The 20,073-nt window shown below is 67.4% G+C and carries 20 protein-coding genes and 1 pseudogene; 6 read left to right on the top strand and 15 right to left on the bottom strand.

All coding sequences use genetic code 11. The features are described 5' to 3' along the window. The 3 genes from mtrB to NN2_RS32855 all read right to left on the bottom strand — a co-directional run. Positions 1-1,677 (bottom strand): MtrAB system histidine kinase MtrB (gene mtrB, locus NN2_RS32845; protein ID WP_063018885.1); only part of this gene is annotated, 1,677 nt, incomplete at its 3' end. Then, on the bottom strand, positions 1,674-2,351 hold the full coding sequence (gene mtrA / locus NN2_RS32850) for an MtrAB system response regulator MtrA (protein ID WP_030515021.1): 678 nt from the start codon (positions 2,349-2,351) through the stop codon (positions 1,674-1,676). The genes mtrB and mtrA, both read right to left, overlap by 4 nt. 79 nt (positions 2,352-2,430) lie before the next feature. Continuing rightward, positions 2,431-3,078 carry a dTMP kinase gene (locus NN2_RS32855; RefSeq protein WP_063018901.1) on the bottom strand — a complete coding sequence of 216 codons (648 nt, stop codon included), beginning with the start codon at positions 3,076-3,078 and terminating at the stop codon, positions 2,431-2,433. A gap of 165 nt (positions 3,079-3,243) precedes the next feature. Here NN2_RS32855 and NN2_RS32860 point away from each other — a divergent pair, with 165 nt between their 5' ends. Continuing rightward, positions 3,244-3,618, top strand: coding sequence for a hypothetical protein (locus NN2_RS32860; RefSeq protein ID WP_063018887.1), 375 nt, complete (start codon positions 3,244-3,246; stop codon positions 3,616-3,618). Between the two features lie 67 nt (positions 3,619-3,685). Here NN2_RS32860 and ahcY read toward each other — a convergent pair whose 3' ends face one another. The 3 genes from ahcY to NN2_RS32875 form a co-directional block, all read right to left on the bottom strand. Next, positions 3,686-5,167: an adenosylhomocysteinase gene (gene ahcY, locus NN2_RS32865; RefSeq protein WP_063018889.1), complete on the bottom strand. Its 1,482-nt coding sequence runs from the start codon at positions 5,165-5,167 to the stop codon at positions 3,686-3,688. A 164-nt stretch (positions 5,168-5,331) separates the two neighbouring features. Beyond that, positions 5,332-6,036: a response regulator gene (locus tag NN2_RS32870; RefSeq protein ID WP_063018891.1), complete on the bottom strand. Its 705-nt coding sequence runs from the start codon at positions 6,034-6,036 to the stop codon at positions 5,332-5,334. Beyond that, positions 6,033-7,565: a sensor histidine kinase gene (locus tag NN2_RS32875; protein WP_063018893.1), complete on the bottom strand. Its 1,533-nt coding sequence runs from the start codon at positions 7,563-7,565 to the stop codon at positions 6,033-6,035. Before NN2_RS32875 ends, NN2_RS32870 begins: the two co-directional genes overlap by 4 nt. A 148-nt stretch (positions 7,566-7,713) precedes the next feature. Between NN2_RS32875 and NN2_RS32880 the strand changes: the two genes are divergently transcribed. Further along, positions 7,714-9,072 (top strand): cation:dicarboxylate symporter family transporter, encoded by a 1,359-nt coding sequence (locus tag NN2_RS32880; protein ID WP_063018895.1) that lies wholly within the window; start codon positions 7,714-7,716, stop codon positions 9,070-9,072. Between the two features lie 22 nt (positions 9,073-9,094). On the opposite strand, the gene NN2_RS32885 is transcribed toward NN2_RS32880, so the two are convergent. The 8 genes from NN2_RS32885 to cofD all read right to left on the bottom strand — a co-directional run bounded on the left by NN2_RS32885 (position 9,095) and on the right by cofD (position 16,077). Next, positions 9,095-10,198 (bottom strand): alkane 1-monooxygenase, encoded by a 1,104-nt coding sequence (locus tag NN2_RS32885; RefSeq protein ID WP_051755795.1) that lies wholly within the window; start codon positions 10,196-10,198, stop codon positions 9,095-9,097. Positions 10,199-10,555: 357 nt separating this feature from the next. Beyond that, the gene (locus tag NN2_RS32890) at positions 10,556-11,185 is read right to left on the bottom strand and encodes a TetR/AcrR family transcriptional regulator (RefSeq protein WP_063018903.1); all 630 of its coding nucleotides are present in this window, start codon (positions 11,183-11,185) and stop codon (positions 10,556-10,558) included. Between the two features lie 42 nt (positions 11,186-11,227). Continuing rightward, positions 11,228-11,413 carry a rubredoxin gene (locus NN2_RS32895; RefSeq protein WP_030515012.1) on the bottom strand — a complete coding sequence of 62 codons (186 nt, stop codon included), beginning with the start codon at positions 11,411-11,413 and terminating at the stop codon, positions 11,228-11,230. A gap of 138 nt (positions 11,414-11,551) precedes the next feature. Further along, entirely contained in the window at positions 11,552-11,716 is a 165-nt protein-coding gene (locus NN2_RS32900; RefSeq protein WP_030515011.1) for a rubredoxin, read from the bottom strand. Between the two features lie 67 nt (positions 11,717-11,783). Continuing rightward, on the bottom strand, positions 11,784-13,010 hold the full coding sequence (locus NN2_RS32905; RefSeq protein WP_063018897.1) for an alkane 1-monooxygenase: 1,227 nt from the start codon (positions 13,008-13,010) through the stop codon (positions 11,784-11,786). 183 nt (positions 13,011-13,193) lie between these two features. Further along, positions 13,194-13,712 (bottom strand): NUDIX hydrolase, encoded by a 519-nt coding sequence (locus NN2_RS32910; RefSeq protein ID WP_030515009.1) that lies wholly within the window; start codon positions 13,710-13,712, stop codon positions 13,194-13,196. Next, positions 13,709-15,067, bottom strand: a complete 1,359-nt coding sequence (locus tag NN2_RS32915) for a coenzyme F420-0:L-glutamate ligase (protein ID WP_063018899.1) — start codon at positions 15,065-15,067, stop codon at positions 13,709-13,711. The genes NN2_RS32910 and NN2_RS32915 overlap by 4 nt, the downstream gene beginning before the upstream one ends. Further along, entirely contained in the window at positions 15,064-16,077 is a 1,014-nt protein-coding gene (gene cofD / locus NN2_RS32920; RefSeq protein WP_245658949.1) for a 2-phospho-L-lactate transferase, read from the bottom strand. Before cofD ends, NN2_RS32915 begins: the two co-directional genes overlap by 4 nt. A gap of 582 nt (positions 16,078-16,659) precedes the next feature. Between cofD and NN2_RS32925 the strand changes: the two genes are divergently transcribed. Beyond that, a complete protein-coding gene (locus tag NN2_RS32925; protein ID WP_030515006.1) occupies positions 16,660-16,893 on the top strand; it encodes a WhiB family transcriptional regulator in 234 nt (77 codons plus the stop codon). A gap of 309 nt (positions 16,894-17,202) precedes the next feature. Here the strand turns inward: NN2_RS32925 and NN2_RS32930 are convergent, their stop codons facing one another. Beyond that, positions 17,203-17,679: a metallopeptidase family protein gene (locus tag NN2_RS32930; protein ID WP_195022669.1), complete on the bottom strand. Its 477-nt coding sequence runs from the start codon at positions 17,677-17,679 to the stop codon at positions 17,203-17,205. A gap of 150 nt (positions 17,680-17,829) precedes the next feature. Between NN2_RS32930 and NN2_RS32935 the strand changes: the two genes are divergently transcribed. The 3 genes and pseudogenes from NN2_RS32935 to NN2_RS32945 all read left to right on the top strand — a co-directional run. Beyond that, on the top strand, positions 17,830-18,219 hold the full coding sequence (locus NN2_RS32935) for a DUF3499 domain-containing protein (RefSeq protein WP_030515004.1): 390 nt from the start codon (positions 17,830-17,832) through the stop codon (positions 18,217-18,219). 75 nt (positions 18,220-18,294) lie between these two features. After that, positions 18,295-19,677, top strand: coding sequence for a phosphomannomutase/phosphoglucomutase (locus tag NN2_RS32940; RefSeq protein WP_063018907.1), 1,383 nt, complete (start codon positions 18,295-18,297; stop codon positions 19,675-19,677). A 92-nt stretch (positions 19,678-19,769) separates the two neighbouring features. Continuing rightward, positions 19,770-20,073: pseudogene (locus NN2_RS32945) on the top strand (tobH protein); the annotation flags it as partial.

Here is a 20,073-nt window from a genome sequence, read left to right on the forward strand (position 1 = left end):
CGGGTCGGCGAGCGCATCGTCCGCCGGTTCCGCGAGCTCGTCCGCCGCCTCCACCGACCCGGCCGGCAGCTCGGCCAGCCGCCGCTTGGGCGGTTCCAGCGAGAGCGGGCTCGGTCCGAGTTTTCGTCCGCGCACCAGTGGCAGGGTGAGACGGAAGCTCGCGCCCACCCCGGGCTCGCCCCAGGCCTCGAGCCGGCCGTCGTGCAGATTGGCGTCCTCGACGCTGATCGACAGACCCAGGCCGGTACCGCCGGAACGGCGCATCCGCGAGGGATCCGACCGCCAGAAGCGATTGAAGACCAGCTTCTCCTCACCGGGCCGAAGTCCGACACCCTGATCGCGCACCACCATCGCGACGGCGTTGGCGTCGACGTCACCACGCATGCGGATCAGGACCGGTTTGCCCTCGCTGTGGTCGATGGCGTTGGCCAGCAGATTGCGCAGCACGCGTTCGACGCGGCGCGGGTCGACCTCCGCGACCAGCGGTTCCTCGGGCAGGTCCACCACCAGTTCGCAGCCGGCGTCCTTGGCCAGATGCCGGACCGTGGAGACCGCCGCCCGCGCGCACATCCGCACATCCAGCGATTCGATCTGCAATTCGGCCACACCCGCGTCGTGGCGGCTGATCTCGAGCAAGTCGTTGAGCAGACCCTCGAACCGGTCCAGCTCGGTCACCAGCAGTTCGGCACTGCGGGCCAGCGCCGGATCGAGTTCGTCGCTGGATCCGTGGATGAGGTCGGCGGCCATGCGCACCGTCGTGAGCGGAGTTCGCAGTTCGTGGCTGACATCGGAGGTGAAGCGGCGTTGCAGATTGCCGAATTCCTCGAGCTGAGTGATCTGATTGGACAGACTTTCGGCCATCTCGTTGAACGACATGGCGAGTCTGGCCATATCGTCCTCACCCCGGACCAGCATCCGCTCCTTGAGGCGGCCGTCGGCGAAACGTCCGGCGATCCGGGCGGCCGAGCGGATCGGCAACACCACCTGCCGGGCCACCAGCGCGGTGATCGCGGCCAGCAACAGCAGCAGCACGATGCCACCGATCAGCATGGTGCCGCGCATCAGGCTCAGGCTGCGCTGCTCGTTGTTGAGCGGGAAGATCAGATAGACCTCGAGGGTCGGCACCTCCGAGCTCGGGCTGCCGATGATCAGCGCCGGCCCGCGGTAACCGTCCGGATCCGAGATCGTCGCGAACTGATAGCTCACCTGGTTCTGCTGGACGAACCGGCGCAACTCGGCCGGCACCTCCGTGATGGGCCCGGCGGTCACCTCCTGCTGGCCGTCGCCCACCATCGCCAGCGCGACGTTGTAGGTTCCGGCGCCGCCCGCGGACGAACTGCTGCCGGTCGACAGTGCGCGCACGGCGTCCTGCAGCCGGACCGCCTGGGTGCTCGAATCGGAAACGCCCGTCAACTGCGCCTCGACGGTATTGCGAGCGCGGCTCATCTCCTCAACGGCCGCATTGACTTTCGCGTCCAGGAGGCGGTCGGTGATCTGACTGGTCAGCACCACACCGAGGATCGTGATGACGATCAGCGACAGAGTGAGCGTGGAGACCACCACGCGCAACTGCAACGATCGCCGCCACGTGTGGCCCAGCGATTCTCCGACGGATTTGAACCAGGCCACCACGGCTGCCAGCAGCCGCTCGACGCGGCTTCTGGAGCCTGCGATCACGGCGGTCCGGCCTTGTAGCCCACGCCACGAACGGTCAGCACGATCTCAGGGTTCTCGGGATCCTTCTCGACCTTGGCCCGCAGTCGCTGCACGTGCACGTTCACCAGGCGGGTGTCGGCCGCGTGCCGGTAACCCCACACCTGCTCGAGCAGCACCTCACGGGTGAACACCTGCCGCGGTTTGCGCGCCAGTGCCACCAGCAGATCGAATTCGAGCGGAGTCAGCGATATCTGCTGACCGCTGCGGGTCACCTTGTGGGCCGGTACGTCGATGACGATGTCGGCGATCGACAGGAGTTCGGCCGGCTCGTCGTCGGTACGGCGCAACCGCGCCCGCACCCGCGCGACCAGCTCCTTCGGCTTGAAGGGTTTGACGATGTAGTCGTCGGCACCCGATTCCAAGCCCAGGACGACGTCGACCGTGTCGGTCTTGGCCGTCAACATCACGATCGGCACACCGGAATCGGCGCGCAGCACCCGGCACACGTCGATACCGTTCATGCCCGGAAGCATGAGGTCGAGCAGCACCAGATCCGGGCGTAGCTCCCGGACCGCGGTGAGCGCCTGCGTGCCGTCGCCGACCACATGGGGGTCGAAACCCTCGCCGCGCAAGACGATCGTGAGCATCTCGGCGAGCGCCATATCGTCGTCGACGACCAGAATCTTCGGCTTCATAATTACTATGTTGTCATCTCTCCGGCTCGGAACGGGCAACCACGCCAACACTGGTTACATTACCGACGCACATGCCACCCTATCGGCCAATCATTTCCGCCAGTCGTTCGGTGAGTCGGACCGGATCGTCCTGCGGCGCATGGACCCACCACGGCCCGTGCCACCGCGATTCGGCCAACACACGATAGACCGCCGCCGTACGTTCCTGCAGCGATATATCCCGTTCGTAGGCGTCGAGCGCGCGTGCCGTGTCGAGTTCACCTCGGCGCCGGGCGCGTTCGACCGCCAGCTCGGTCGGCACGTCGAGCAGTATCTGGATATCGGGGACCGGCAGTTCGAACCGGCCGAACTCCAATTCCGCTACCCACGAACTCGTTTCGCCGTCCGCCTGCTCGCCGGCCCGCGCGGCGCTGTAGGCGGCATTGGAGGCGACATACCGATCGAGCAGCACAATATCGTTGTCCACCAACAGTTTCGACAACTCGTCGCGGGCCTCGGCGCGATCCAGGGCGAAAAGCAGCGCCATCGCGCTCACGGATGCGGCCACATCGCCGTGCCGGCCGCGCAGGGCCTCGGCCGCGAGATCCGCGTGGATCGACCGGCCGTAGCGCGGGAAGGCCAGCGTCTCCACGCGCAGACCGCGGTCGCGCAGGCCCGCGACGACGGCGTCGATCAACGTCCGCTTACCCGCGCCGTCGAGGCCCTCTACCGCGATGAGTGCACCCATAACGTGCAGGTTACAGCTTTTGCGTCCGCCCTGTTCCACGCACCCGCCGCGCGTTATCGGAAACGTCGACGTTTCAGAAGACGCTACTTTTGGGGGCATCGCACCGGATAACGGCCGCGACGCCGCGCGGGATCAAGGAAGCGTCCCGAAAGCAGGAAGGCGCCCATGCTCATCACTCGTGTATTACGTACCGCCGCAGCGACTCTCGCGATCACCGCGGGCCTCGCCGCCGGTGTCGCGACGGCCGCACCGCTCCCGCTCGAGCCCGCCGCCCCGGTCGCGGGCACCTCCGGAAGTGCGGATTCGGCCACCGAGGGCGGCGCCGGCAGCAGCCTCATCGACCTGTTGAAACTGCTCGGCGACATCAGCCACGGGTGCACCCCGGGCACCGTCTGCGCCGCCGCGACGGCAGCCCGGACCCCGGAGGCGAACACCGCGATCGCCGACACGCCGCTCGGATCCGGCTCGGCGAGCGGTTCGAACGAGCCGGGCTCGGTGCTGTGCTGGTTGCTGCACCCCAGCCCCACCTGCCAGATCTGAGCGTCGCGGCTCACGAGACGGTTGTCCCGTCGAAGCAAAAGCTCCTGCGGGACAACCGTTTCCGCACTCAGTACCGGTAGTGCTCCGGCTTGAACGGGCCCTCGACGTCCACGCCGATGTACTCGGCCTGGTCCTTGGTCAGCTTGGTGAGGGTGCCGCCCAGCGCCTCGACGTGGATGCGGGCGACCTTCTCGTCGAGCACCTTCGGCAGGCGGTAGACCTCGTTGTCGTACTGCTCCGGCTTGGTCCACAGCTCGATCTGCGCGATGACCTGGTTGGAGAAGCTGTTGCTCATCACGAATGAGGGGTGGCCGGTGGCGTTGCCCAGGTTCAGCAGCCGGCCCTCGGACAGCACGATGATCGACTTGCCGGAATCGAAGGTCCACAGGTCGACCTGCGGCTTGATGTTCAGCTTGGTGGCCCCGGAGTTCTCCAGCGCGGCCATATCGATCTCGTTGTCGAAGTGGCCGATATTGCCCAGGATCGCCTGATCCTTCATCGCCTTCATGTGGTCCAGGCCGATGATGTCCTTGTTACCGGTCGAGGTGATCACGATGTCGGCATCGGCGATCGCCTGCTCGACGGTGACGACGTCGAAACCGTCCATCAGCGCCTGCAGCGCGTTGATCGGGTCGATCTCGGTGACCTGCACGCGCGCGCCCTGGCCGGCCATCGACTCCGCGCAGCCCTTGCCCACATCGCCGTAACCGCAGATCAGCACCTTCTTACCGCCGATCAGCACATCGGTGCCGCGGTTGATGCCGTCGATCAGCGAATGCCGGGTGCCGTACTTGTTGTCGAACTTGGACTTGGTGACCGAGTCGTTGACGTTGATCGCGGGGAAGGTCAGCTCACCGGCGGCGGCGAACTGGTACAACCGCAACACGCCGGTGGTGGTCTCCTCGGTGACACCCTGCACCGATTCGGCGATCGCGCTCCACTTGCCGGCGTCGGCGGCCAGGCTCGCGCGCAGCAGGTTGAGGAATACCTTGTATTCGGTCGAATGCGACTCGTCCTCGGGCGGGACGACCCCCGCCTTCTCGAACTGGGCGCCGCGCAGCACCAGCATGGTGGCGTCACCGCCGTCGTCGAGGATCATGTTGGCGGGCTCGCCCGGCCAGGTCAGCATCTGCTCGGCCGCCCACCAGTACTCCTCCAGGGTCTCGCCCTTCCAGGCGAAGACCGGGGTGCCCTTGGGCTCGTCGACGGTGCCGTGCGGGCCCACCACGACCGCGGCGGCCGCGTGATCCTGGGTCGAGAAGATGTTGCACGAGGCCCAGCGCACCTGCGCACCCAGTTCGACCAGGGTCTCGATCAGCACCGCGGTCTGGACCGTCATGTGCAGCGAACCGGAGATGCGCGCACCCTTGAGCGGCTGCACCTCCGCGTACTCGCGGCGCAGCGCCATCAGACCGGGCATCTCGTGTTCGGCCAGTCGAATCTCCTTGCGGCCGAACTCGGCCAGCGACAGATCCGCCACCTTGTAGTCGATGCCGTTGCGGACATCGGGAGTCAGGTTCGTCTGAGCGGAAAGTTCTGAGGTCGTCATGCGCCTGGATCAGCCTCTCGGTGGATGTCGGTTCGACAACTCAGGCTAGTCGCTCGCACGCGTTCGGTGTACGCCGACGGGGTGCGGCCGCCGAGCCGGATCGTATTCCGGTCCCGGCCGTGCCGGTGATCGCCCGGCCGACCGTGCGCACAGCCGACCGCACATCACCGGCGCCAGACGTATCGGACCTGGGGACGCCCGGCGCGGCCGTAGTCCGATCGGCGCTCCACTACGCCGTCGGCCGCCAGCTGCTCCAGATAACGCCATGCCGTCACCCGCGAAACCCCCACGGCGCGGCCGGTTTCGGTCGCCGACAGCCCGGCCGGCGTCTCGCGCACCGCCCGGGAGATCTCCTGAAGTGTCTGCGGGGCAATACCTTTCGGCGCGGACGCCTTCGGATCGGTGGTACGCAGCGCGCTCAATGCCCGATCGATGTCGTGCTGGGTCAGTGTCGAATCATCGGCCGGCAGCGCGGCCCGGAATTCCAGATAGCGCTCGAGTTTGTCCCGGAAAGCCGCGAAGGTGAACGGTTTCAGCAGATACAGCGCTATCCCGTGCGCGACCGCGGCACGCACCATCTCGAGGTCGCGCGCCGAGGTGATGGCGATGACATCGGGTCGCGGGCGCAGCCGGGCCAGGGCGGCGGTCACCTCGAGCCCGCCGATATCGGGCAGTCCCAGATCCATCAGCACCAGATCGATCGGAGTTCCCGCGGCGGCAGCGTGCGTCGCCGCGCGGATGGCGTCGCGGCCGGTGGCGGCCACCCCCACCGGCTCGAATCCCGTCACCCGCGCGACATACGAGTGATGCGCCTCGGCGATGCGCGGTTCGTCCTCCACGATCAGCACCCGAATCGGCTGGCCCGTCATCGCACCGGAATCCTCACCACGACAGCGGATTCGGGACTTCGCTCGGCCCGCAGCGAGCCACCGTATCGGGTCACCAGCCGCCACACCAGCGCCAGGCCGAGGCCGTGATGTTCGGCCTTGGTCGTATATCCCCGCTCCATCGCCCGGGCGAAGGTCTCCTCCGACATTCCCGGGCCGCTGTCGGCGACCCTGACCACCAGCGCCGATGCCTCCGAGCGGACCGTCACCTCGACCCACGCGTCGGGATTCTGCGCCACCGCGTCCACCGCGTTGTCGACGAGGTTCCCGACCAGGGTGACCATTTCCTGCGGGGCCAGCGGGGCGGCGGATTCCAGCGCGGTGTCGTCGGCGACGGTCAGCTCCACTCCGCGCTCGATGGCCCGGTCGACCTTGCCGAGCAGCAGTGCCACCAGTACCGGCTCGTGGACCGCATCGGTCAGGCGGTCGATCAGCGCCTGGGACAGCTGTAGCTCGGCCGTCGCGAAATCGACGGCTCCGGCGACATTGCCCAGTTCGACCATGGTGATCACCGCATGCAACCGGTTGGCCGCCTCGTGCGCCTGTGCGCGCAGCGATTCCGCCAGACCGCGCGCGGAGTCCAACTCACCCATGATGTCGCGCAATTCGGTGTGGTCACGGATGGTGAGAACGGTGCCGAGACGCCGCCCCGCCCAGGAGACGACGTCCTGATTGACCACCAGCACCCGCGCCGCTGTCACGTGCATCTCGTCGCGGATCACGGTCGCGTCGAGGCGCCGCAGCGAGACCGGCAGATCGGCGCGTCGCACCGGGCCGTCCGGGAGTTCGAGCAAGCGTCTGGCCTCGTCGTTGACCACCGCCGCCGCCTCGTCGTCGCGGTCGAACACGATCAGGCCCTCGTGCACGGAGTGCAGCACCGCGTCGTGATGTTCGTAGAGCGTCCGCAGTTCGGCCGGACCCAGTCCCTGGGTCTGGCGCAGCAGCCGGCGGCGCAGCAGCAGTGCGCCCAGGACGGCCAGCAGCAGACCGGCGCCGGCCGCCCCGAGGATCAGCGGCAGCTGCGCACTCACCTGATCGCCGATGCGGGCGCGGGTCACGCCCGCCGAGACCAGCGCGACGACCCGGCCGGTGTCGTCGACGACGGGTGTGACCGCCCGGATCGACGGGCCCAGCGTCCCGGTGTAGGTCTCGGTGAACGTCTCACCGGCCAGCGCCCGATCGATGTTGCCACTGAACGGCTGTCCGATCCGGCTGACATCGGTATGGGTGTACCGGGTGCGGTCGGGGGCCATCACCACGATGAAGTCCACTCCGGTCCGCTGCCGGATCCGTTCGGTCACCGGCTGCAGCACGGCCGTGGGATCCGGCGTCCGCACGGCGGTCGCCGTGGAAGGCGCCTGCGCGAGGGCCACCGCGATGCCGGTGACCCGCCGGGCCGTCGCATCGTCCTGTTCCCGGCGCACCTCCCACACCGCCAGCGCCGATCCGACCGCGATCACCACCACCAGGACCGCCAGCTGCACCACGAAGACCTGGCCGGCCAGGGTCATGCCCCGTCCACGTCCGGCGGTCCGGCCTCTCGCCCGCAACGGTCCTCCCGTGAACGAAACGTACGTAATGGTGACCGAGGTCACGGTCACCCCCATCATCACAGTACGAACCCGAGGGACAGATCGGGCAGCACCGGAGGCACATCTCATGAGCGACTCGACACGGACGCACCGTCGCGACCGTACCCATTGGCTCTATCTCGCCGTCATCGTGGCGGTCGTGGCCGGCGTACTCGTCGGCTGGCTGGCGCCCGCATTCGGAAAATCCGTGGGCGAGCTGGGCACCATGTTCGTCAACCTGATCAAGATGATGATCTCCCCGGTCATCTTCTGCACGATCGTGCTGGGTATCGGGTCGGTGCGGGCGGCCGCACGGGTCGGCAAGATCGGCGGCCTGTCGATCGGCTACTTCCTGATCATGTCGACGGTGGCGCTGACGATCGGTCTCGTCGTCGGCAACCTGCTGCAGCCGGGCAGCGGCCTGAACGTGCACGAACACATCGGCGCTGCCGCCGGCTACGTGAAACAGGCCGAAGGCAGCGGTGGCACCTGGCACTTCCTGGAGAGCATCATTCCGACCTCGCTGCTCTCGTCGCTGACCGCCGGCAGCGTGCTGCAGACCCTGTTCGTGGCGCTGCTGGTCGGCTTCGCCGTGCAGGCGATGGGCAAGCAGGGCGAACCGATCCTGCGCGCGGTGGGGCTGGCACAGAAGCTGGTGTTCAAGATCCTGACCATGATCCTGTGGCTGGCACCGCTCGGTGCCTTCGGCGCGATCGCGAACGTGGTGGCGGCGACCGGACTGGATGCGGTGAAACAGCTTGCGGCACTGATGCTCGCGTTCTATCTGACCTGCCTGGTCTTCGTCTTCGGCGTACTGGGCGTGCTGCTGCGGGTGAGTTCGGGCGTATCGATCTTCAAGCTGGTTCGCTACCTGGCCCGCGAATATCTCCTGATCTTCTCCACCTCGTCCTCGGAGTCCGCGTTGCCGCGGTTGATCGCGAAGATGGAACATCTGGGGGTCGAACGCTCGACGGTGGGCATCGTGGTGCCGACCGGATATTCGTTCAACCTGGACGGCACCGCGATCTACCTCACGATGTCCTCGCTGTTCATCGCCGACGCGATGGGTAAGCCACTGACGCTGGGGCAGCAGATCGGCCTGCTGTTGTTCATGATCGTCGCCTCCAAGGGCGCGGCCGGGGTTACCGGCGCGGGTCTGGCCACCCTGGCCGGCGGATTGCAGAGCCATCGCCCGGATCTGATCGACGGTGTGGGCCTGATCGTCGGCATCGACAGGTTCATGTCCGAGGCCCGCGCCGTCACCAACTTCTCCGGCAACGCCGTCGCCACCGTCCTGGTGGGAACCTGGACCAAGACCATCGACGATGTGCGCGTGCGCGCCGTGCTCGACCGCGAACTCCCCTTCGACGAGACGACCATGGTCGACGACGAACCCGCCGAAGCACCCGCGACTCCCCCGGAACGGACCGAGCTCGTCCCCGCCTGAAACCCGGTCCTGCCCGAACCCGCTATCCGGCGAGCCGGTAGACGGCCAGGGTGCGCTCCCGCTTGCGCGGCGCGATATTGGCTCTGCCGAGATCGCCCGCGTAGTGGGCGGCGACCCTCGGATCCATCACCCGCCGCCACAGCGGCGGAACGGTGGCCAGCAGGATCATCGTCGCGTAACCCGCCGGAAGTTGCGGAGCCTCCTGGGTGCTGCGCAGGGTCTGATAGCGACGGCCCGGATTGGCGTGGTGGTCGCTGTGGCGCTGCAGATGGAACAGGAAGATGTTGGTGACCAGCCGATCGGAGTTCCAGCTGTCGGCCGGCGAGCAGCGCGCCCAGCGCCCACCGGGCAGGCGACGGCGCAACAACCCGTAGTGCTCGACGTAGTTCACGGTTTCCAGCAGCCCGAATCCGATCACGGCCTGCAGCAGCAGATACGGGAGCATGGCGAAACCGAACACCGCCAGCAGCGCACCGTAGAGCACCACCGTCATCGACCACGCCTGCAGGATGTTGTTGCGCACGTTCCACCAGCCGAGGCCCTTGCGATGCAGCCTTTCGCGTTCCAGCCGGATCGCCGAGCGCAGTCCGCCGAAGATGCTGCGCGGCAGGAACATCCACAGCGATTCGCCCATCCGGGCACTGGCCGGATCGTCCGGGGTGGCCACCCGCGCGTGGTGCCCCTTGTTGTGTTCGACGAAGAAATGCCCGTATCCGGACTGCGCCAGTGCGAGCTTGGCCAGCCACCGCTCCAGCCGTTCCACCCGATGCCCCAGCTCGTGCGCGGCGTTGATGCCGATACCGCTGACGAAACCGAGCGTCGCCGCCAGCCCCAGCTTGTCCACCACGTCGAGTTCGTCACCCGACCACATGTAGGCCGCGATCACCAGTCCGGCCAGCTGGATGGGCAGGAACAGATAGGTGCACCACCGGTAGTAGCGGTCGTGGGAGAGCCGCTCGTAATCCTCGTCGCGCGGGTTCGTGCCGTCCTCGCCGACGAACCAGTCCAGCAGCGGTATCACGATCAGCACGATGATCGGCCCGATCCACCAGAACGCTTCGATGCCGGTCCGGGCGACCAGCTGGGAAGGGAGCAATGCGCAGCCCGGAGCGATCAATCCCAACATCCACAGATGCTTCTTGGGATCAGCCGAACCCGAGCGTTTGCCGACCGTTTGCACTTATTGCCCCACTTGAATGAACCTGGACTCCTGCCAGGTAAATATGTAGCTGCTCCGGGGCCGTTACGCCCGGTTCAAACCCGCAAAGTGGTAACCGTTACACAGGCGGACCCGAAGTCACAGACAGCGGGGGCCGGAACCAGCTGCGCCGCATCGCATCAGCAACCATCGTTTCCGCAGCGAGCGCCCAGGTCAGCACCCATCCAGTCCACTCGATCCGGCCGGCCAGCGCACGCCCGGTTGTCGGCTGGCACCCCAACCGGCCCGGAGACGAATCGTTATCCGTCACAGGGCGATTTCGGGCTACCGGCCGCCGGTCCGGTCCCGCGCGGCGAGAATCGCCTCCACATACGGCGACAGCAACCTGCTCAGCTCCTCCGGCGCGTCGCGGTGCAGTGCGGCGGGGGTCGGGATGTAGCTGATGGCGATGCGCACCAGGGCGTGCGCGAGCACATCCGCCTCCGCCGCCGACGCCCCCACCCAGCTGTTTTCGAATGCCGCGCCCAAACGGCGGGCGGCATGTTCGATGAGCGGCCCGGCGTCGAGGGTGATCAACCGCAGCAGATCCAGCTTGGCCTCACCGACCACCAGTGACTGCACCAGCGGATCGGCCGCACTGTCGAGGATGAAATTTGCCAGGCCTTCGCGGAACGCCGCCCGCGCATCCCCCACGTTGTCCTCGATGGCCGTTCCGACATGGTCGACCAGCTGGTCGGCCAGCCGCAGCGCATACGCCTGCGCCAGCCCCGTCCGGGAGCCGAATTCGTTGTACAGGGTCTGGCGGCTCACCCCCGCCCGCGTCGCGACGTCGCCGAGCGTGATCTTGGCCCAGTCCCGCTCGATCAGCAGTTCCCGCATCGCATCGAGGACCGACGTGCGCAGCAGGGTGCGCGCCGCCTCCTGATACGGGACCCGGGATCCGTTACGCGGCATACCCGCGACGGTGTCACGGGTCGATTCCGCAGTCAAAACGACTCACGAACGTTCGATCTCGACCATGAAGAAGTCGGCCTTGGCCGCGCCGCAGTCCGGACATGTCCAGTCGTCCGGAATGTCCTCCCAGCGCGTTCCCGGGGCGATACCCTCGTCCGGCCAGCCCTGCTCCTCGTCGTATTCGAAGCCGCACTGGATGCACTGGAAAATCCGATAGGGCCGACTCACCCTGCCTCCTGTAATTTGCGGGACACCCGCACCCGGTCGGCACGGCGAGCCGCTCCGCGATTGTCACTCACCCTGCCTCCTGTAATTTGCGGGACACCCGCACCCGGTCGGCAGGGCGAGCCGCTCCGCGATCGTCACTCACCCTGCCTCCTCGAAATCGATCTTCTCCCGCACCCCGCAGTCCGGGCAGCACCAGTCGTCCGGCACCGACTCCCACGGCGTGCCCGCCGGAAACCCTTCCCGCGGAGCGCCTTTCGCCTCGTCGTACACGTAATCGCAGACAGGGCAACGAAAAGCCCCCATCATCCCTCCTGTGTCGTGCGGGACACCCGCACCCGGTCGGCACGACGAGCCGCTGCGCGATTGTCGCTCATCGTGCCTCCTGGTAACGCGCGAGGACCTTGTCCCGCTTGCTCGGCTGAACATTCGCCAGCGTGAGATCGCCGTCGTAGTGAGCCAGAACGCGCTTGTCCATCACGCGCCGCCACAGCGGCGGGAAGTAGGCGAGCAGGATCATGCTGGCGTAACCGCTCGGCAGATTCGGCGCGCCGTCCCAACTGCGCAGGGTCTGGTAACGGCGGGTCGGATAGGCGTGGTGATCGCTGTGCCGCTGCAGGTGGTACAGGAAGATGTTGGTGACGAGGTGGTCGCTGTTCCAGCTGTGCCGCGGTGTCGGCCGCTCGTACCGGCCGCGGGCCGTGCGCTGCCGCAGCAGACCGTAGTGCTCCAGATAATTGACCGCCTCCAGCAGGCTGAAGCCGACCACCGCCTGCAGCACCAGATACGGCAGGACCTCGATGCCGAAGCCGGCCACCAGCGCCGCGTAGAGCACCAGCGACATCGCCCACGCGCTGAGCACATCGTTGTGCAGACTCCACGGCCGCTTCCCGAGCCGTTCCAGCCGGGTCCGCTCGAGGCCCCACGCGGAGCGCAGACTGCCCCAGACCGTGCGCGGCCAGAACGCCCAGAACGTCTCGCCCACACGGGAACTCGCGGGATCCTCCGGCGTGGCCACCCGCACATGATGCCCGCGATTGTGCTCGATGTAGAAGTGGCCGTAGAACGTCTGGGCCAGCGCGATGCGCGACAGCCAGCGTTCCAGATGCACCTTCTTGTGCCCGAGTTCGTGAGCGGTGTTGATCCCGATGCCGCCGACCATTCCGACCGTCAGGGCCAGGCCGATCTTGTCCACGACGGTGAGCCCGCCGTCGATGCCGAGCCAGCTCAGGTTGTCCGCGGTGATCAGGTAGCACGCCATGACCAGCGACGCGTACTGGAACGGCAGGTAGATATAGGTGAGGTAGCGGTAGTACCGGTCGTTCTCCAGATACTCCATGACCTCGTCCGGCGGATTCTCACCGTCGGCCCCGAAGAACAGGTCGGCGGCGGGAATGACCAGATAGATCAGGATCGGACCGAGCCAGAACGGCACTTTCGCGAGGGTATGCCAGCCCAGTTCGTTGAGCCCCCAGATCAGCGGTAGTCCGATGATGAACAGTCCGGTCGGGGCGAACAACCCCCACAACCACATATAGCGCTTGCGGTCACGCCATCCCGAGTCGAGCAGGCCGTCGGTGGTTCCGGCTTCGGTCGACATCGTCGTCTCCATTCGATACAGCTGCCACATCTACTGTGATGTGGGTAACCATTACCGTGGACAATATGCCGATGCCTGTCGGGTGTCTATACATTCTTGCCGATTTGTAAACGCGTTGTGACCGCGCGACGGCCGGGCGGGACGGATTCCGCTCGGCGACCCGTCCCGCCGGTGAAAGCTGGATCAGCGCAACAGCACATCCGAATCGGCGGGCAGCGCGTCGACCGGCCACCACCGCAGATCCGTCGACTCCGCACTGCGCACCGGCACCGCGCCGCGCGGAGCGCGGATCTTGAACAGCAGATCCAGATGGCGGGTCGGCACCCCCAGCGAGCAGGTGATCGGATGGGCCTGCGCGCCGTACAGGCCGGGTTCGACCTCCAGCCCGGCGATCCCGGACTCCTCGGTCGCCTCCCGCAACGCGGCGTCGACGACGGTCTCGTCCCCCGGCTCGCAGTGACCGCCCAGCTGGATCCACCGGCCGACCCGCGGGTGCAGCGTCAACAGCACCTCGCGCTCGTCGTGGGAGAACACCACCGCCGACGCGGTGATGTGGCCGGGTGCGTGTTCGCGCAGACACCCGCGCGGCGCCGACCCCAGGAACGCCAGCATCGCCTCGCGTACCGACTGTTCCGGATGCGTTGCGGGCTTCCAGTTTTCGAGCAGCTCGGTGGCCGAGGCGTGCAGCGACTCGGTACTCACAACTCGACCAGACCCGTTCCCGCCTCGCGCGGCGGGCGCGGCGAAAGCTCCTCCTCGGGATAGCCGATGGCTATGGCGCCCAACGGATTCCAGTCCGGCGCCAGCCCCAGCACCTCACGCGTCACCTCGGGCGCGAAGATGGTCGATCCGATCCAGCAGCTGCCGACGCCCCGCGTGGCCAGCCCGACCAGCAGTCCCTGCACAGCCGCGCCCACCGCGACGGTGAACATGGTCGATTCGGCGGCACGGCGACGCTCGTCCGGATAGTCGTGCGCGCCGTCGGGGACACAGAACGGGATGATCACCTCGGGGGCGTCGAACAGGATCCGGCCGCGCGCGACCCGGCGTTCCACCCGCTCGGGATCGAGACCGTCGCCACCGAGATCTGTGCGCCATTGCGCCGCCATCGAATTCAGCAGTCGCGCGCGCAGCTCCGGCTGCCGCACCCAGACGAAGCGAACCGGCCGGGTGTGATGCGGCGCCGGCGCGGTGAGCGCGTCGCCGACCGCGGCCCGGATCACCTCGGGATCGACCGGGGTATCGGCGAAGGTCCGCACCGAGCGGCGCAGCAGCAGCGCTTCCCGGTGGCCACGCTCGATCGCCTCGGCGGTGCCGAGCCAGAACAGATCCTCCTCGCCGCCGCGCAGCAGATCCTTGGCGGTGGATCCGTCGTCGTGCGGAGTCAGCCCGCGCACGACCGCGACCGGCACCCCGCCCAGCTTGCCCTTCGCGAGATCCGCTGCGGCAGCGAGTTCGTCGGCCACCGCCACCTGGGTGACCTGCAACTCGTTACCCTGCCCGTCGACCGCGCCGGCGTAGTCGTGCACGACGCGCAGGCCGGCGGCGCCGATCGCGGCATCGGTCTGCCCGATGCGCCAGGCGCGACCCATGGTGTCGGTGATCACCACCGCGACGTCGACGCCGAGGCGCTGGGCCAATTCCGCCCGCAACGCCTTCGCGCTGGCGTCGGGATCGGTTGGCAGCAGGACCAATTCGCCCTGTTCCACATTCGAGCCGTCCACGCCGGAAGCGGCCTGCACGATGCCGATGTGATTCTCGGTGATGAGGGTGCGACCCTTGCGCGCCAGCACCCGCACCGCCTCGGCATCGACCAGTTTCCGTCGCACCGCGTCGCGCTCGTCCGGATCCCGCGGCGCCTCGACGATGCGTCCCTCGGCCTTGGCGACGATCTTGCTGGTCACCACCAGCACATCACCGTCGGCGAGCCAAGGAGCCTGGGCCGCAATATGTTCCGCGACGTCGTCGCCCGGCCGGAATTCCGGCAGCCCCGGCACCGGGATGATCCGGATCTCCCCGCCGGGCGCGTGATCGGTGTTTCGCCCCTGATCGCTCATGCCGGCACTCCCGCGAGATCGAGCGCTGCCCGCACCATGGCGGCGGTGGCGGCCGGGTCGGTCATCAGCAGCGGCACGCTGCGCACCTCCACACCCGGCACGTCGGCCTCGTCGCTCGAGTGGATCAGCCAGCCGTCGAGGATGCCGGTGTCGGACCGGGCGCCGAAGTGCCGTCCGATGGCCTCGGCCGAGGTTTCCACGCCGATCACCTCGAGGCATTCATCGGCCATGCCGCGCAAGGGTTTTCCCCCGATCACGGGCGATAAACCGACGACTTTGGCGGAGGTGGTCCGCAGGGCGCCCCGGATACCCGGCACGGCGAGGATCGCACCGATGCTCACCACGGGGTTCGAGGGTGCCAACAGCACCACATCAGCAGCCTCTATGATTTCCGTCACACCGGGGGCCGGTTTGGCTTGATCCGCCCCGATTGTGACGAATCCATGGGTCTCGACGTTTGCTCGGTACCGCACCCACCACTCCTGGAAATGAATCGCGCGGCGTTCGCCAGGGTTGTCGGGGTCACTGATCACAACATGGGTTTCGCAGCGATCGTCGGTCGCCGGGAGAAGTTTCACACCGGGCTGCCAGCGATTGCACAGCGCTTCGGTAACCGCCGAGAGCGGGTATCCCGCGCGCAGCATTTCACTGCGCACCAGATGCGTCGCGATATCGCGATCTCCGAGTCCGAACCAATCCGGTTGCGCGTGGTATTTCGCCAGTTCCTCCTTGGCATGCCAGGTTTCCCCGACGCGACCCCAGCCGCGCTCGGTATCGATACCCCCACCCAGCGTGTACATGCAGGTGTCCAGGTCGGGACAGATGCGTAAACCGTGCATCCAGACGTCGTCGCCGACGTTCACCAGCGCCGTTACATCCGCGTCCGGCAGCAGTTCCCGCACACCTTGTAAGAAGCGCGCGCCGCCGACTCCACCGACCAACACCGCAATGCGCGGTTTACGATCAATCCGCTCGATCTCGGCCGCGATGTCCGCTTGTTCTCCAGTCACATCCGCACAGCCTATGCGGTGCCCGGAAGCGGGTGTTCGAGTGCGTATTTGCTGGTCATTTGCTACTTCGGGGTTACCGAACCGCGCCGAAGGCGGCCTCGGATAGTAACGGAATTGTGTCGGCAGCTTGACCATCGGCGCGTCCGGCGTGTCTAATCACAGACATGTCATTCCGGGTCCGCGCGAGAGCCTTTGGCGCAGACCGCGTTTCGAACGCATGTTCGCATCGGAACGACAAGCTCGGGGATGTCCGCGGGACTACGTCGCGGTGTGGGACCGTCGGTGGGCACGTCCGGTCCGACGGAAAAATCATTCTGCGCTAACACACAGTGAGGAGGCGGAGCGATGGCCGAGGAGCTGGCCCCGTCGGGCATTCCGGGCGGTGTATCGCAAACCGATTCCACAGCATGCGCAGCACCAAGCGACTGCGCTGACAGCCGGAACGACGAACGAGAGGGGGGCAGCACGGTGAACAACGAATCGGGATCGCTCAACAGAACTCCGCAGGGAGGGCAGTGGGCGCGCGCCCAGCGCAAACCCGAACCACCGCAGCTGAGTCTCATCGTCACCGACTTCGATGCGATGTTCGACACCATCGAAGAACAGTGGCAGGAACGGGCGCTGTGCGCCCAAACCGATCCGGAAGCCTTCTTCCCCGAAAAAGGCGGCTCCACAAGGGAAGCCAAACGGATCTGCATGGGCTGCGAGGTCCGCGACGAGTGCCTGGAGTACGCACTCGCGCACGATGAGCGGTTCGGGATCTGGGGCGGCCTGTCCGAACGCGAACGCCGCCGCCTCAAGCGCGGCATCTCGTAGCCGCCTCTCCGGATATTTGGCGTGCCGTGAGAGCCGGGTGAGGTTCGCTTCGGGCCGGCGGTCGTGGGCCTGGTCGAGTTCTGGGCGTGCCCGGTGAGTTACCCATGTGCTCGCGAAATCTGTTGTCCGGTTTCCCTGTTCGCCTCGCTTCGCTTCGGCGGAGCGGGGCGGGCGACGGGAAGTGAGTCGCCCGGCACTCGTTCATCTTCATGGCCGCGTGGCACTGGTTCTCGGTTGCCCACCGTTCGTCCATGGTCGCCCGGCGTTCGTTCTCATCGGCGAGCGCGGTGACCGACAGCTCTTGCGCGCCTACTCCCCTGTCGGGTCGATGATCTCCGGATCGACGCCCAGATAGGTGGCTATCTGCTGGACCAGGACTTCGCGGAGTAGGTCCAGGAGGTCTTCCGGGTCGTGGGCACGGAGTTCGAGGGGTTTGCGGAACAGGACCACTCGGGCTCGGGTGGCTACGTTGTGGCGGTCCACTCCGGCCGGAACCAGGCGGGAAAGCGGGACCGGGCCGTCGGCGACCACCTCGTCGGGCCAGGTGACCGAATCCGGGTGCAGCGGGCGGATCTTGGGGACGTCGTCGACCGCGATGTCGAGTTTGGTCAGGCGATCGTGCCAGCGGGCGTCCAGAGGGGCGAACGCCTCCAATACCAGCCGGTCGAACTGCTGGCCGCGGGTGCGGCGCGCGGGCGCCGACGGCGGCAGCATCGGTCCGCGCACACCGCGCCCGCGGCGAACCACCGAACGGGTCGTCACCGGCCGCCTCTTCGATCGGGTCATACCTTGCGACAGTAGTCACCGCGCCGAGGGCGCGGCCACGTGCTCTCCCCGGAGCCGGAGCCCCCGCGCGCCCCGAACCGGCCGGGCACCGGCCCGCGTGTCTGTCTGCGACACACGGCGTGGGGGGTTAGTCTGCTGGATGTGATTCCCATGCGTCGTTGCTGCCGCCCAGGCTGCAAGAATCCGGCCGTCGCGACGCTCACGTATGTCTACTCGGACTCCACCGCAGTCGTCGGCCCCCTCGCCACCGTCGCCGAACCGCACTCCTGGGATCTGTGCGAAACCCACGGCTCCCGCATCACCGCCCCCAAGGGCTGGGAACTGGTCCGGCACGAAGGTGGATTCTCCTCCAGCACACCGGACGACGACGACCTGACCGCACTGGCCGAGGCCGTCCGCGAAGCCGGTATGCGCCGGCGCGCGCCGGAACCCGAACAGCGCGGTTACAGCGATTACTCCCCGCCGCCGGCGCGACCCCAGCGGCCCGGCCGCACCGGCCGCCGCGGCCATCTCCGGGTGCTGCCCGATCCCCCGAACTGAGCCCGCACCGCACGCGCCACACGCGCGACCGGCCTGAAGCCCGGCCGGGCCCGCGGCCCTATTAGGGTGTTGGTCATGACAGTCGCCCGGTCTGCCGAGTCCGTTCACGCAGTTGTCAAGGCATACGACGTTCGCGGGGTTGTCGGAGAGCAGATCGACGCGGAATTCGTCCGCGACGTGGGCGCGGCCTTCGCCCGGCTGATGCGCACCGACGCCACCCCCGCCACGCGCATCGTCATCGGTCACGATATGCGCGACTCCTCCCCGGAACTGGCCGCCGCCTTCGCCGACGGCGTCCTCGATCAGGGGCTCGACGTGGTCCACATCGGGCTCGCCTCCACCGACGAGCTCTACTTCGCCTCCGGCCATCTGCAGTCCCCCGGGGCGATGTTCACTGCCAGTCACAACCCCGCCCGCTACAACGGCATCAAGTTGTGCCGGGCCAACGCGCTGCCGGTCGGCCAGGAGACCGGGCTCGCGACCATCGCCGAGGAACTCGTCGACGGCGTACCCGCCGGGCCGGGCACCCGCGGCACCGCCACCGAGCAGAATTTGCTCGAGGCCTACGCCGAATTCCTGCGCGGCCTGGTCGATCTCGGCGCGATCCGGCCGCTGAAGATCGCCGTGGACGCGGGCAACGGCATGGGCGGCTACACGGTCCCGGCCGTGCTGGGCGCGGTGCCGCAACTGACCATCGCCCCGCTCTACTTCGAACTCGACGGATCGTTCCCCAATCACGAGGCGAACCCGCTGGATCCGAAGAACCTGGTCGACCTGCAGAAGTACGTCCGCGAGACCGGCGCCGACATCGGCCTGGCGTTCGACGGTGACGCCGACCGCTGCTTCGTCGTCGACGAGCGCGGCGAACCGGTCTCCCCCTCCGCGGTCACCGCGCTGGTCGCGGAGCGCGAACTGGCGAAAGAGCCGGGCGCCACGATCATTCACAATCTGATCACCTCACAGGCCGTACCCGAACTGGTCACCGAACTCGGCGGCACGCCGGTCCGCACCCGCGTCGGCCATTCCTTCATCAAGCAGCAGATGGCCTCGACCGGCGCGATCTTCGGCGGAGAGCACTCCGCGCACTACTACTTCCGCGACTTCTGGGGTGCCGACTCCGGTATGCTGGCCGCTCTGCACGTGCTGGCTGCCCTGGGTGAGAAGGACCGGCCGATGTCGGAGCTCGCGTCCTCGTATGCGACGTACGCGGCCTCCGGGGAGATCAACTCCACAGTGGCGGATGCGCAGGACCGAACCCTGGCGGTGGTCACCGCATTCGAAGGGCGCGCGCAATCGGTGGACCGGCTCGACGGCGTGACCGTGCGGCTGCCCGGACAGGCGTGGTTCAATCTGCGCGCATCCAACACCGAGCCGCTGTTGCGACTCAACGTCGAGGCCCGTTCGCAGGAGGAAGTAGACGCACTCGTAACCGAGATTCTGAGCATCGTGCGCGGCTGACTGGAATAGTGGAATCACAGGGCTTGGATTCGCCCGGGGACAACGACATCCCCCGGCGTGGTGACCCGATTGAGGGGAGGTGGCAACGCCCGATGATCGCAGGGACACCCGTACTCGACCTCGATGACGTCGCCTCGTTGGAGGCCGCTGATTCCGGGGGAATTTTGCGTTCGGCCGCCTCGGGGGGCGCCCAGGTGCGTGCCACCGCGGCCGCCGTCGCCGAAAACGCGCTCATCCGGCTCGACGGGCTGCGGCCGCGAAGTCTGGTGCTGGTCTCCGGCACCGGACGCGCGGCCCGGGCGGCCACTCTGCTGCAGGCCGCGTTCGGCGACCGCGCGGGCCTGCCCATCATCAGCGCCACCACGATTCCGCAGTGGGTCGGTTCGCTGGATGTGG

Origin of the sequence: Nocardia nova NBRC 15556, from assembly GCF_001613005.1 — a bacterium.
Taxonomy (GTDB): domain Bacteria; phylum Actinomycetota; class Actinomycetes; order Mycobacteriales; family Mycobacteriaceae; genus Nocardia; species Nocardia nova.

Bases quoted from the DNA above. Each gene is read 5' to 3' on its own strand.
- NN2_RS32905 (WP_063018897.1), bottom strand. From the start codon at position 13,010: ATGTCGACCGAAGCCGGAACCACCGACGGCCTGCTCGACTCGGGATGG.
- NN2_RS32875 (WP_063018893.1), bottom strand. From the start codon at position 7,565: ATGACCCTGGCCGGCCAGGTCTTCGTGGTGCAGCTGGCGGTCCTGGTG.
- ahcY (WP_063018889.1), bottom strand. From the start codon at position 5,167: ATGACGACCTCAGAACTTTCCGCTCAGACGAACCTGACTCCCGATGTC.
- NN2_RS32930 (WP_195022669.1), bottom strand. From the start codon at position 17,679: ATGACCCGATCGAAGAGGCGGCCGGTGACGACCCGTTCGGTGGTTCGC.
- NN2_RS32890 (WP_063018903.1), bottom strand. From the start codon at position 11,185: ATGCCGCGTAACGGATCCCGGGTCCCGTATCAGGAGGCGGCGCGCACC.
- NN2_RS32940 (WP_063018907.1), top strand. From the start codon at position 18,295: ATGACAGTCGCCCGGTCTGCCGAGTCCGTTCACGCAGTTGTCAAGGCA.
- NN2_RS32870 (WP_063018891.1), bottom strand. From the start codon at position 6,036: ATGACGGGCCAGCCGATTCGGGTGCTGATCGTGGAGGACGAACCGCGC.
- NN2_RS32935 (WP_030515004.1), top strand. From the start codon at position 17,830: ATGCGTCGTTGCTGCCGCCCAGGCTGCAAGAATCCGGCCGTCGCGACG.
- mtrA (WP_030515021.1), bottom strand. From the start codon at position 2,351: ATGAAGCCGAAGATTCTGGTCGTCGACGACGATATGGCGCTCGCCGAG.
- NN2_RS32860 (WP_063018887.1), top strand. From the start codon at position 3,244: ATGCTCATCACTCGTGTATTACGTACCGCCGCAGCGACTCTCGCGATC.
- NN2_RS32855 (WP_063018901.1), bottom strand. From the start codon at position 3,078: ATGGGTGCACTCATCGCGGTAGAGGGCCTCGACGGCGCGGGTAAGCGG.
- NN2_RS32900 (WP_030515011.1), bottom strand. From the start codon at position 11,716: ATGGGGGCTTTTCGTTGCCCTGTCTGCGATTACGTGTACGACGAGGCG.
- NN2_RS32880 (WP_063018895.1), top strand. From the start codon at position 7,714: ATGAGCGACTCGACACGGACGCACCGTCGCGACCGTACCCATTGGCTC.
- NN2_RS32885 (WP_051755795.1), bottom strand. From the start codon at position 10,198: ATGTTGGGATTGATCGCTCCGGGCTGCGCATTGCTCCCTTCCCAGCTG.
- NN2_RS32915 (WP_063018899.1), bottom strand. From the start codon at position 15,067: ATGAGCGATCAGGGGCGAAACACCGATCACGCGCCCGGCGGGGAGATC.
- NN2_RS32925 (WP_030515006.1), top strand. From the start codon at position 16,660: ATGTTCGACACCATCGAAGAACAGTGGCAGGAACGGGCGCTGTGCGCC.